Source organism: Leuconostoc sp. UCMA20149, assembly GCF_030400235.1.
In the GTDB taxonomy this organism is placed as follows: Bacteria; Bacillota; Bacilli; order Lactobacillales; family Lactobacillaceae; genus Leuconostoc; species Leuconostoc pseudomesenteroides.
The window spans coordinates 19,972-32,443 of the sequence record NZ_VJYC01000008.1; the positions used below are offsets into that span (position 1 = coordinate 19,972).

13 protein-coding genes are annotated in these 12,472 nt (G+C 40.3%); 1 reads left to right on the plus strand and 12 read right to left on the minus strand.

The window, feature by feature from the left end; all coding sequences use genetic code 11:
- Window positions 1–12: 12 nt before the first annotated feature.
- The 9 genes from FF105_RS07415 to FF105_RS07455 all read right to left on the minus strand — a co-directional run bounded on the left by FF105_RS07415 (window position 13) and on the right by FF105_RS07455 (window position 8,289).
- Window positions 13–1,050, minus strand: coding sequence for a lipid II:glycine glycyltransferase FemX (locus FF105_RS07415; protein ID WP_010278082.1), 1,038 nt, complete (start codon window positions 1,048–1,050; stop codon window positions 13–15).
- Window positions 1,051–1,055: 5 nt separating this feature from the next.
- Window positions 1,056–1,706, minus strand: coding sequence for a redox-sensing transcriptional repressor Rex (locus FF105_RS07420; RefSeq protein WP_004914549.1), 651 nt, complete (start codon window positions 1,704–1,706; stop codon window positions 1,056–1,058).
- 98 nt (window positions 1,707–1,804) lie between these two features.
- Window positions 1,805–2,821, minus strand: a complete 1,017-nt coding sequence (gene tsaD, locus FF105_RS07425; protein ID WP_010278083.1) for a tRNA (adenosine(37)-N6)-threonylcarbamoyltransferase complex transferase subunit TsaD — start codon at window positions 2,819–2,821, stop codon at window positions 1,805–1,807.
- Complete coding sequence (gene rimI / locus FF105_RS07430) at window positions 2,814–3,227, minus strand: ribosomal protein S18-alanine N-acetyltransferase (protein WP_010278085.1); 414 nt, start codon at window positions 3,225–3,227, stop codon at window positions 2,814–2,816. Before rimI (FF105_RS07430) ends, tsaD begins: the two co-directional genes overlap by 8 nt.
- Window positions 3,202–3,759 (minus strand): ribosomal protein S18-alanine N-acetyltransferase, encoded by a 558-nt coding sequence (gene rimI / locus FF105_RS07435; RefSeq protein WP_010278087.1) that lies wholly within the window; start codon window positions 3,757–3,759, stop codon window positions 3,202–3,204. Before rimI (FF105_RS07435) ends, rimI (FF105_RS07430) begins: the two co-directional genes overlap by 26 nt.
- Entirely contained in the window at window positions 3,743–4,453 is a 711-nt protein-coding gene (tsaB, locus tag FF105_RS07440; RefSeq protein ID WP_010278088.1) for a tRNA (adenosine(37)-N6)-threonylcarbamoyltransferase complex dimerization subunit type 1 TsaB, read from the minus strand. Before tsaB ends, rimI (FF105_RS07435) begins: the two co-directional genes overlap by 17 nt.
- Window positions 4,454–4,503: 50 nt before the next feature.
- Entirely contained in the window at window positions 4,504–6,219 is a 1,716-nt protein-coding gene (gene ptsP, locus FF105_RS07445; protein ID WP_010278089.1) for a phosphoenolpyruvate--protein phosphotransferase, read from the minus strand.
- 2 nt (window positions 6,220–6,221) lie between these two features.
- Window positions 6,222–6,491 carry a phosphocarrier protein HPr gene (locus FF105_RS07450; protein ID WP_004914567.1) on the minus strand — a complete coding sequence of 90 codons (270 nt, stop codon included), beginning with the start codon at window positions 6,489–6,491 and terminating at the stop codon, window positions 6,222–6,224.
- A 214-nt stretch (window positions 6,492–6,705) separates the two neighbouring features.
- Window positions 6,706–8,289: an ATP-binding cassette domain-containing protein gene (locus tag FF105_RS07455; protein WP_010278091.1), complete on the minus strand. Its 1,584-nt coding sequence runs from the start codon at window positions 8,287–8,289 to the stop codon at window positions 6,706–6,708.
- 115 nt (window positions 8,290–8,404) lie between these two features.
- Here FF105_RS07455 and FF105_RS07460 point away from each other — a divergent pair, with 115 nt between their 5' ends.
- On the plus strand, window positions 8,405–9,373 hold the full coding sequence (locus FF105_RS07460) for a helix-turn-helix domain-containing protein (protein WP_010278093.1): 969 nt from the start codon (window positions 8,405–8,407) through the stop codon (window positions 9,371–9,373).
- Between the two features lie 14 nt (window positions 9,374–9,387).
- On the opposite strand, the gene FF105_RS07465 is transcribed toward FF105_RS07460, so the two are convergent.
- The 3 genes from FF105_RS07465 to prfA are packed head-to-tail and all read right to left on the minus strand — an operon-like array spanning window position 9,388 to window position 12,457.
- Entirely contained in the window at window positions 9,388–10,401 is a 1,014-nt protein-coding gene (locus FF105_RS07465; protein ID WP_010278094.1) for an L-threonylcarbamoyladenylate synthase, read from the minus strand.
- Window positions 10,398–11,390 carry a peptide chain release factor N(5)-glutamine methyltransferase gene (prmC, locus tag FF105_RS07470; RefSeq protein ID WP_010278096.1) on the minus strand — a complete coding sequence of 331 codons (993 nt, stop codon included), beginning with the start codon at window positions 11,388–11,390 and terminating at the stop codon, window positions 10,398–10,400. The genes FF105_RS07465 and prmC overlap by 4 nt, the downstream gene beginning before the upstream one ends.
- Window positions 11,387–12,457 (minus strand): peptide chain release factor 1, encoded by a 1,071-nt coding sequence (gene prfA / locus FF105_RS07475; protein WP_010278098.1) that lies wholly within the window; start codon window positions 12,455–12,457, stop codon window positions 11,387–11,389. Before prfA ends, prmC begins: the two co-directional genes overlap by 4 nt.
- Between the last annotated feature and the right edge of the window lie 15 nt (window positions 12,458–12,472).

Genomic DNA, 12,472 nt, shown 5'->3' on the forward strand with positions numbered 1-12,472 from the left:
GCGTTTTTTTAATCAATCAAATTGTTTGAGGTAATCTTTATAACCTTCTTCGTCAACGACCCAATCAAGTTCACCGATATATTCAGCATTAGGATCGTGATAAGCAAATTCATGTTTGAACTTATAAAGCCCATCAGAAACATCAAATTCACCAATGCCACCAAAATCATATTCGACTTTGCCCAGCGACAATCCCCATTTAAGCATCTCATATTGAATGGCAGCGGGTGCGTTATGTTTGCCAAATTCGCGATAAGAACCGGCATACATGTACCAAATTTCATCACCATAAGCAAAGCCTAAACCACCAGCAATCACTTGTCCTTCAAAATGAGCCAAGTAGACACGGAATAATCCTGTCCCTGCCCACAATTTTTGCATACGAAGGAAGTAGTCTAATGGTCTGTGGGTAATACCATGGTTTTTTGCCATTGCCACGTAGGTATCAAATAACGCCCGAACGTCATCTTCACTATCACCAAATGTAATTGTCACACCATCGCGAAATGCACGTCTGATATCATTACGAAGTTTAGGTTTGAAATGTAACATCAATTCATCTTCATTGGTAATTGGCGTAGCACCTTCACCACGACCATCGTAGTATAAGACGACATTCTTGCGTGGTTGAATATTGCCATGCATGTGTGTAACCTGCGTATTACGCGTTTGGAAACCTGCATCAAGATATTTTTGATTCAACTCATCAGAATACTGTACCTCAGGGTCCATTCTCAACAAGAAGACATTATCTGGTAAGGCTGCTAAAGCTTCCTTAATCAACTCCTTAATTAAATCAACATCTTCGATATCGGCAACCGGTCCACGTCCAGCATAAGCTAAAACTTTACCAGGGACGGCCTCAACTGTTAGCACTGACATAACTGCATCAATTTGACCATCTGTTTCATGATAAACATACACGTGGTTCCAGTTTGCTTTCAATTCACCCCATAGTGGATCTTGTGTGACTTGTCCTCTTGGATTTTCACGCACAAACTTTTGATATGCTGAGACTTTTGCTTGATCATCTAAATTTAAAATTGTCATTTAACTTATAATCCTGTCGTAATTGAACCGTAATTTTCAATGAAGTAAACCAACGTTTGCAATTCGTTGGTTAAGTCAACGTTTTGAACACGAACGTTGGCAGGTACTGTGACACGTAAAGGCGTAAAATTCAAAATACCTTTAACGCCGGCACTCACTAATTGATCTGTAATATCTTGAGCAACACCTTGTGGCACGGTTAAAATCGCAATGTTAATGCGCTGTGCACTAATCTGTTCCTTCAATTCACTCATTTTATAAATTGGAACACCGGCTAAAATAGTGCCTGTTCGCTTTTCATCAGCATCAAAGGCAGCAGAAATGCGCATATTTGACGATTGATGGAAGTTAAAGTTAAGTAAGGCTTGTCCCAAATTTCCAGCACCAATCAAAGCAACGTTAATCAAACTATCTTGGTCCAAAACATTGGCAAAAAAGTCTAGTAACGCTTTAACTTCATATCCATAACCTCTTTTACCTAGTGCACCAAAATAAGAAAAATCACGACGAATTGTCGCAGCATCGAACTTAATGGCATCACTTAATTCTGATGATGAAATACGATCTGTACCAGCATCATGTAAGAAAGTTAGATAACGAAAATAAATTGGTAACCGCTTAGCGGTTGCGCGTGGTATTTTTGGTTGTTGCGTCATAATATATCTCCAGTAATTTCACTTGTGAACTTTTGCATAGTAATTGTACCATATATTTAAGGCTTTTGCGAAAAGATAGTGAAATATTCACAATGATGTCACGATTGTAACAATTCAAAATCTAATCCTGGATCCGTGTTAAGATCCAAATCCGCAAAGATATTTTGTTTATAGTTCCAGTAACCAGCAGCACCAATCATCGCAGCATTATCGCCGGTATATGTCAGTGGGACTGGAATAAATATTGTATCATTGAAGTCATTTAAAAGTGTCGTTAGTGACTCGCGCAATTGTGAATTAGCGGCAACACCACCAGCCAAAACAAAGCTTTTAACTGGATAATGACGTAATGCGCGCTCCGTGCGACCGATCAACGCATCCACAACAGCATTTTGAAAGCTGGTGGCTAAGTCATCTTGATTAATCGTTTCTTGTTTTTGTTCGGCATGATGCACGTAATTAATAACGGCACTCTTTAATCCTGAAAAACTAAAATCATAGTTATCTTCGTGGGCCATAGCCGTTGGAAATTTAATGGTTGCTTTACCTCGGTGTGCCATTTCATCAATGGTTTTACCGGCTGGATAAGGTAGTTTTAATAGCCTTCCGACTTTGTCAAAGCTTTCACCAGCGGCATCATCTCTCGTTTCACCTAATACTTCAAACTTATTCTCAGATGTCATTAAAACTAATTCAGTATGACCACCAGAAACCATCAGGGCCATAGCTGGATATACGATTGGTTGATTAAAATTGGCAGCAGAAATGTGTCCTGCTAGATGATTAACGGGTATGATTGGCAAGTCGTGCGCCAAGGCAAACGTTTTGGCCCCCATCAATCCAACCAGCAGCGACCCAACAAGACCGGGGCCATAAGTCACTGCAACCGCATCTAAATCAGATGGTTTAACCTGAGCTTGCGCCAAGGCATCATCAAGCACTCTGGTGATCCACTCAATATGATGACGACTCGCTACTTCAGGTACAATACCGCCAAAGCGTTGGTGGGAATTGATTTGCGTCGCAACACTATTACTCAACACAATATGCCCGTCTTCAACTACTGCTACACTGGTTTCATCAGCACTCGATTCAAATGCAATTATTTTAGTCAATTTTTCGCTCCATCATAATGGCATCATCACCATTTTTGTAATATTTTTCTCGTCGATAATAAGGTTGAAAACCAACTTTGTGATACAGTGCCTGTGCTGCTGTATTAGTGCTAGCTACTTCTAAAAGTACGCGCTTCGTTTTAGGCAAAGCAAAGACCGCCATCAGTAAGGCTTGTCCAATGCCTTGATGTTGAAATTTAGGCGAAACACCTAAACTACCAACTTCAACCTCATCTAAGATTTGCGTCGCGCCAAGAAAGCCACCTGTCGTCACAAAATAAATAGAACGTGGACTACCAAGTTCATGCTCAAATACTTCTTTTGGCCAAGGAGACGGCGCAAAAGACTCATTTGCTAATTGCCAAATGTCATCAAGATCTTCAATTGTTGCCCGTCTGATTATCAAAATTTAATGTCATTGAGACCGCATCTTCGTGGTCACCAAGATAATAGCCCTTCTTAATTTCTGTTTGCTCATAACCCAATTTACGATATAATGTCTGCGCATTGGTGTTAGATCGACGCGCTTCTAATGTCATTGTCGACATGTGCATGTTGTGTGCAAATTCGTGAATTGATTCAAGTAACATCGTACCAATACCGTGTTTCTGCCAAATTGGAACCACAGCAATATTAGTAATATGCATATCACCAATGTCTGAGCGATACGCTGCGCCGGCAAAAGCGATTACTTGTCCGCGACGTTCAACGACTAAATATAAACGGACATGTGGTCGCGATAATTCACTCATGAAATCACGCAATAACCACGGTGCAACGCCCTCATAAACCGCTTCTTCTATCTTGATTAAAGTATCGATATCTTTTAGTGTTGCACGACGCAAAGCAAAAGATACCCCACCAATTTCGACCTGTTGTGCCTCAAATTTTGGTAAATTAAACGGTAAATGCTGTTGTCGTTTAAACTTCAAAAACATAATTTTCTGGCTTGTCCTCACCGGGATGGGCTGCAAGCCAATTCAATTCGGCTTGCGTTTTCCGTAAATAATTAGGATTGAAATTGGCAATATGAGACGTTGGCGTTGCGGCAATACCTAATTTGATGATGCTTTCTCCCTCAGGTAAACTATCTTCAGGCGTCAATACTGACGCACGATCACCAAATTGGTCGTGAATTTGGTCAAGGAACGGTGTCGTATCACCCATGAATAAAATATTACCTGGTTGCGTCTGCAAAAAAGCAAATAGGTTACTAATAGGTTGATGAGACTCTGGAAAAATTGACTTTTCTTCTTGATAAACACCAGCAAAAACATTTTGATTACGTGCATCAAATAATGGCACAACAAGACCATTAAAAGAAATTTGTGATGCCAAAATAGCAAGACTGGAAACACCAACTAATTCGGTATTTAATGTATCCGCTAAAACTTTCGCCACGGTAACACCAATTCGTAATCCAGTAAATGAGCCCGGTCCCTGTGCCACAACAATCCGATCAATCTCTTGTAGCTGCCATTTTTGACTTGCCAAAGCAGACTTAATAGCCGGCAACAACTGAATCGAGTGATTTCGCGCTATATTGGTCGTAAAAATCTGTTTAATTTGTTCGTCTTCTGCCAAACTCACTGTCAGTGGTTGGTTACTTGTATCAAATGCTAAAATCTTCATAGGTTTAATTTTATCACAAAAAAGCTGCCATAAGGCAGCCGTTCAATACATTATTGTGTGACTTCTTTAACGAGTGCAATCACTTCGTCGTTGGTTTCAGCATCTAATGCTTGCTTAGCCAATTCAGCCATTTTTGTTGTATCTAATTTTTTCATCAATGAACGTGTTTGCAAAACTGATGGGGCGCTCATTGAAAATTCATCTAAGCCCATACCCATCAAAACAGGAACAGCGATTGGATCGCCAGCCATCTCGCCACACATCGCAACAAACTTGCCTTCGTTGTGTGCCGCAGCAATGACATTATTAATCAAACGCAAAATTGATGGATTGTAAGGTTGGTAAAGATAGGCAACCCGATCATTACCACGATCAGCAGCCATTGTATAACCAATCAAATCATTGGTACCAATTGAGAAAAAGTCAACTTCTTTAGCAAATTTATCCGCTAACATGGCAGCTGCCGGAATTTCAATCATGATGCCAAGCTTAATGTCACCAACTTTAACACCGGATTCTTCAAGCTTAGTTCGTTCTTCAACGTAGATTTTCTTGGCGGCACGGAATTCACCAAGTGTCGCAATCATTGGGAACATAATCCACAGATTACCAAAGGCTGACGCTCTTAGTAACGCACGTAATTGTGTTCTAAATATTTCAGTTTGATCCAATGAAATTCGGATGGCACGGTAGCCTAAGAAAGGATTTTCTTCTTCTGGCAATTGCCAATAGCTCAAATGCTTGTCACCGCCAATATCCATTGTTCTAACAGTAACCGGCTTGTCACCCATCTTTTCAACAACAGCTTTATAGGCTTCAAACTGTTCATCTTCAGTTGGCAAATGGTCTGATTCCATATAAAGGAATTCTGTACGATAAAGCCCAATTCCTTCAGAACCATTATCCAAGACTGCAGCCATATCCTTTGGTGAACCAATATTGGCACCAACGACAAACTCTTTACCGTCCGCGGAGACAGATTGTTCATCTTTAAGCTTTGCCCACTCAGCGCGTTGTGCGAGATAGTCATCAGCCTTTTTTTGATACGCTGCTAATGTATCGTCGTCTGGATCGGCAATCACATCCCCAGTCAAACCATCAACAATGACCAAATCACCTGCAGCAATTTCCTTTGTGGCTACATCAGAACCAACAACAGCAGGAATTTCCAATGTACGCGCCATGATTGAAGCATGCGCTGTACGACCACCTAAATCAGTTAAAATACCCTTAACAAATTGGCGATCTAACTGTGCTGTGTCAGATGGTGTCAAATCCTTTGAGACTAGCACCACTTCTTCATCAATCAGCGCAGGATTAGGTAGCGAAACATGCAACAAATGCGACATAATTCGCTTCGTCACATCGCGAATATCTGCTGCACGTTCTTGCATGTACTCATTGTCTGTCATCGCTTCAAACATGCTAATATACATATCTGTTACTTCTTTGACAGCAGTTTCAGCGTTAACCTTATCGTCAGCAATCTTTTGCTTAATTGCGCCAGACATTTCAGGGTCAGCTAACACCATCAAATGCGCTTCAAAAACTTGTGCTTCAGACGCACCAAGGTTTTTTTCAGCTTTTGATTTAATTAAAGTTACATCTTCACTAGAAGCCTTCAAAGCATCGTCGACACGTGCTTGTTCAGCCGTCACATCATTAATTGTTTTTTTGTCAAAAGACAAATCAGGATCAACTAACAAGTAGGCTTTGGCGATTGCCACACCATTACTTGCCGCGATTCCTTTGAAGTTCTTAGTCATTGTTATTCTGCGAGTCCTTCTGTGCCCATTGCTTCTACGATAGCTGCCATAGCAGCTTCTTCATCATCACCTTCAGTTTTGATTGTAACATCAGCACCTTGGCCAACACCCAATGACATCACACCCATGATTGACTTCAAGTTAACATCCTTACCTTGATATGACAAAGTAACATCAGAAGCAAACTTTGAAGCTGCTTGAACCAACAAAGTTGCTGGACGTGCGTGAATACCAGTTTCTGCTACGATATGAAAATCTTTTGATTGTGCCATGATTAATTTCTCCTTTTTAGCTGTTAATCAGCTTCTGAATATAGTTTATCAAAGCGCTTACAAAATATCAAGTAAAAAAAAGCACAAATCGCCGTTGTATCAAGCCATAACGCTGAAAACGCCTATCTAACAACGTTTTAAATGTAAACGTTTACATTTTGTTCACAATTTATTTTCTGTAAATTGAAAATATATCTGTCATCTCAGCGCTTTATTAGGAAATCGAAACCACCTTATCAATTAGTGGTAAAACAGCAGCATGTTGCTGATGTGTGATCATCAGCACTGTTTTATTTGACATTGATAAAATATCACGCTCAATGGCGACAGCAGCCTGTTGATCAATAGCTGAGCTTACCTCATCCAGTAAAATGACCTGACAATTCAGTGCCAATCCCCGTGCTAACGCAATCCGTTGTTTTTGACCACCTGATAAATTTTCTGCACCACTTTTAATTTGACAGTCTAATCCTTTTTCAGATACAAATTCTGATAGACCAGACTGTTTAATTGCTTGCCTTAACTGTGCTTCAGGAATGTTGCGATCCAGAGTGATGTTTTCTTTCAATGTACCAGAAAATAAATAAGGCGTTTGTGTGACAAAAACAATGCCTTGACGTAAGGATTGGTTGTCAATGAGTTCTTCAGGTCGGTCATTATACAAAACGTGACCATGTTCCGGCACTAATTGACCAGCAATTACTCTGAGTAGTGTTGATTTACCACTGCCACTTGGTCCGACAATCATATATTTTTGATTAGCTAAGAATGTTAACGGTGGAAAATGAATTGTGTCATCATTTTTAAATCGCACAACGACATCTTGCAACGTAATTTTTTTAATTGTTTTGATACTATGCCCTTGATTTGGTGCTACGATAATCGTCTGATATTTTTGAAAAATTGCTTGCGTTCCGGCAATTTGAGCGTAGCTCGCAGCAGCTGTTGCGGCAGAACTAAATAACAGTCCCGATAAAGTACCAACCGAAAATAGTGCCCCAATTTTTATGTCATGATTAAAAAATAAAATTGCGCTCAACAGACTCATGCCAACTTGCGTTAAAACATTAACCATTGAAATATTGGCTTGCATAGCGCCACGCTGTTTCGTATAAGCAATGTTTTGTGTCATCACTTTATCTTGAGTCGATTGCATTTTATCTACCATTAACGAACTGCGATTGAACTGTTTAAAGGTATCAAATCCCGCTAAAATGTCCGCGAGTCTGCCGGTATAAGTCTCATTTGCAGCGCTTTGTTTCTGTGTTACGGTTTGCATTCTTTTAGCAAAAAGCCTTGGCAACCACGTTAAAAACGCCCCAAACACTATGGCATAAACTAACAAGCGCCAGTCAAAATAAATCAAAGCCAAACCCGAAAAAATAGCGAGTGCCGTTGCATTAATAGTGCTATAAAGTGCTGACATACCCTCTTGTTGAATCCGATTAATATCATTTGTAAAATATGAGACGTATACATCTGATGATTTTTGATGAAACTGATGAAAATCAGTTTGTGATAGTCGATTCATCACCTGATTTCGAATATAATTGCTTTGAATTTGGACCACTTTCTCCTCAAATTTTGGCACAAAATAATAGCCACAATAAAGCAAAACAACCCATGCAATAAGGTTTAAAATCACATAAAACAGATAAGTTGCTACGTGGTGGCCTGCCAATGCGTTAATCGATTGTGAAATCGTCACTGAGGCGAGTGTTTGCGCTAAAGGTTGAATCAAAAGACCTAGTAAAAGTAATATGTTTAATCGCTTGAATTTTTTAATAATTTGCCACATGATCATGCCCTCACTATAAAATTTATAAAACGATTATCATCTTTTTATTATCGTGTTACAATAAAACAAACGTCGCCAATTGGCGACATATTTTAATTTAGAGAGAAATAGTGTGATGACAATTAACTTTGGTCAAACAATTAGACAAATTCGTCTTGCTAAAGGTATTACACAACCTGAAATTTATGCTGGTGTGATGTCAAGATCGTTTTATAGTGAGTTTGAACATAACCGTCACCACATACGTGTCGATCAATTCATCGCCCTCTTAAAGAATCTCAACGTTGATATATCAGAATTTCTTTTCATCGCTAATCATTACGATTTTGATGACGAAAATGAATTGACGCAACTCGTGAATGATTTATACAATGAAAGAAACATCTCCGCCCTGTTACCATTGTCTGAAAAATATCGACATGATCGATCACGCAATATTCGTTTTGTCGCGATGCGCGCCTATCTACTTTTTTATGGCACTGGTAACAATCAAAATTTGTATTCTTTAGAACCGTTAACTGAACTCATCACTTTTATGAGAGAAACCGACGTGGATGGCTGGACATTATTTGAATTACAGCTCGCCGATAATTATTTCATGACAATTGAAAATGAGAATGAATTTGCCAAACTATTTTGGGCAGTTGATCGTCAATACCTCAAATTTCACGCACTTGATAGCAAAATCATCACGCAACATGCCACTCATTATTTCAACACGGTCCAAAATATTTTACTCAGACATTTTTCAAAAACGCTTTTAGAACAGGTCATGAAACACAGCCAAGAATTGTTCCAAAATGATAGTAATGCCGAAGTTCAGATCACCCTAAAGGCCACATTACTTTATACCAATCTTTACATAGATTATCAAAATACGCAGTCAGAAGCATACGAATTTTATCGTGCGTTACAAACGATAAACTATCCCAACATTCGTTCGCTACTACTAGTCCACCAAACACAAATGAATAATATTAAACATCCTTTTTATAATACTCATGGTCAATTGACCAACTTCGTCAATCACCCTTCAAAAACCGCGTCGGAAATATTAGCGCAAATTAAAACAGAGCGTCCTTAGGCGCTCTGTTTAGTTTAGATGTTAAACTCTTGATTTCCTGCCGCTTTACCCAGCCGATTGTTAAATGCCTTACCAATGCCAATTGGTGGCATTTTTTCAACATAGATGGTAGCAACTGTGGCTTCATCGTCATAATAACGTAAACCAGCAAATAGTTGTTCTGTGGCTGTTTCTAATGACTCGCCAAGTGACCATGTTTTATCTTGGGGAATTGCCATTGCTGCAATCGTTGCATCTTGTGCCATCACAACATCATTTTTTTGCAACACTTCTTTTAATGTCAGTGCATCTAATCGGTCAAACATCACCACATTTTTGTCTGGCGCATAGTGACGATATTTCATACCTGGTGCTTTTGGTGTGACATCACTAGCAACTGATTTCGTACTGGTTGCGTCAACAACCCTGACACCTAATACCGCTTCTAACTGTTGTTGTGTCACCGCACCGGGACGAAGAATTGTGGGTGTCGTTGCTGACATATCAATTACTGTCGATTCAACACCCACAGTTGTCGGACCATCATCCACAATTCCTGCAATTTTGCCCTGCATATCATGCCATACGTGTTGCGCCGTTGTAGGTGATGGCTTGCCAGAAATATTAGCGCTTGGTCCGACAATTGGTACACCAGCCACGCGGATTAATTGACGCGCGGCTTCATTATCTGGTAGTCGAAAGGCCACTGTTTGCAAACCACCAGTGACGATCATCTCAACACGTCCTGGCTTGATAGGTAAAATAATGGTCAGAGAACCCGGCCAAAATGCCGCCATCAAAGTCTTAGCAGCTTCAGAAATCACCACAAACTCATCTAATTGCGATTCATCAGCAACAGTCATAATCAACGGGTTATCACTTGGACGTCCCTTTGCAGTAAATACCTTTTGCACTGCTGCTTCATTTGTGGCATCAGCACCCAAACCATAGACCGTCTCTGTTGGAAATGCGACAACCTCACCTTGTTGTAATAATGCACTTGCTTCAGCTAACGATTGTTCATCTGTTTTAAAAATTGTTGTTTTCATTTCTCCACTCGAATCATGCGATCAAGTCCCGCAAAGTCTTGCCGCAATGTTATTTTGGCGTTGGGTAACGCCGCTTGCATCATATCAACTACCGCCGGTCCTTGTTGATAACCGATTTCGAAGTACGCACGCCCGTGTGCTGTTAAATGTTCATCTAAACCAGCAGCGATTCGTTCATATATATCCAAACCATCATGTTCCGCAAATAACGCGTTATGCGGTTCAAATGTCAACACACTCGCATCCATCTCGTGCTTATCTTGAGTCGCAATATAAGGCGGATTACTAACAATAATGTCAAATACCAGACCATCTAATTGATTGTACACATCACTTTTGGCAAAGTGTAAGAATGACAATTCAAAGCGTTGGGCATTAGCTTGTGCAACAGTTAGTGCATCATCAGAAATGTCTGTTGCAAAGCCACGCACACGCTGATTTTCCAACATTAATGTTTCAATAATAGCACCACTACCAGTACCAATGTCTAACACAGAGACCGGTTGAACGCCTGATCCAGCGTCTTTTAGAATCCAATCTACTAACTCCTCGGTTTCCGGTCTTGGAATCAACACCCGTTCATCTACTAAAAACTCACGACCAAAGAAAGGGGCATGACCTAAAATGTATTGTGGCGGCCGATTCTTTACCAACTCAGAGACCCACTTGGGCCAAATGGTTGCTAGTGCTGCTGGCATTTGTCGACTCATGTTAGCGCGCAACATGCCATAGTTAATATTAAGCGCACCACTTAGCAAAAAGTCCAGATTGTCTTTCGCATCTTGCTCAGACATACCAGCTTGACGCAATTCAATTAACGCCCACTTTTTGGCCTCAATTAATGAAATTTTGACATGACTTAAGTCAGTTGGCTTTTTAATGTCATCCCATTCAAACCATTTTGGTGCATTTAGCTTGCCCGATTGATTGTTGACTTGTGGCTTGGATGAACCAAATTGTGGCGGCGTATCAAAATGCTTATCTGTCATTTGTTTAATTCCGCCAGTTTTGCTGTCTGATCAGCAATGACAAGGGCGTCAATAACTTCACCTAAATCACCATTCATGATTCGGTCAAGCTTGTTCAACGTGAGACCAATGCGGTGATCGGTAACACGATTTTGCGGATAATTATAAGTCCGAATCCGTTCAGAGCGATCTCCCGTTCCCACTGCAGATTTACGTTTTTCGGCATATTCTGCTTCATTTTGTTGCGCGTAAAAATCATAGACACGACTCGCTAATAGCTTTCGCGCTTTATCACGGTTTTTAATTTGTGTGCGTTCTTCTTGCATTTTAACCATAATACCCGTAGGTTTATGGATTAAGCGCACTGCTGTTGAAACTTTATTGACGTTTTGACCACCGGCACCACCTGAACGGAAGAACTCTTCTTCCAAATCGGCTTCATTAAGCTCAAAATCAATATCTTCAAATTCTGGCATCACACCAACCGTTGCTGTTGAGGTATGGACGCGTCCTTGTGTTTCTGTTGCAGGGACACGTTGCACACGATGCGCACCGCTTTCAAACTTTAACTTCGAGTAGACACTGTCACCAGTAATCATCACCGCAACTTCCTTGTAACCACCAACTTCTGTTGTGGACTCATCAATAATACTCAATGACCAATTTTGCCGTTCAGCATAGCGACGATACATATCTAACAAATCGGCTGCAAACAAAGATGATTCGTCACCACCAGCAGCACCACGAATTTCCATGATAATATTTTTGTCATCATTGGGATCTTGAGGTAGCATCAAAACCTTGAGTTTATCTTCTAGTTCTTCTTGTTCAGGCTTGAGACTATTCAAATCTTCTTTGGCTAATGGCGCCATTTCAGGATCATCTAACAAATCCTGCGCATCTTGAATATCTTGGATAACTTGCTGATAACGATGATAGACCTCTACTGTTTCACGGATACTACCCGCTTCTTTTGAGAGTGCCATGTAGTGCTGACCATCATTCATCACTTCGGGATCAGCGAGTTGTTCATTTAATTCGTCGTAACGATCAACGACGGTTTGTAATTGTTGAAAGATTGGATTCATATTTTCCTCCGTTAT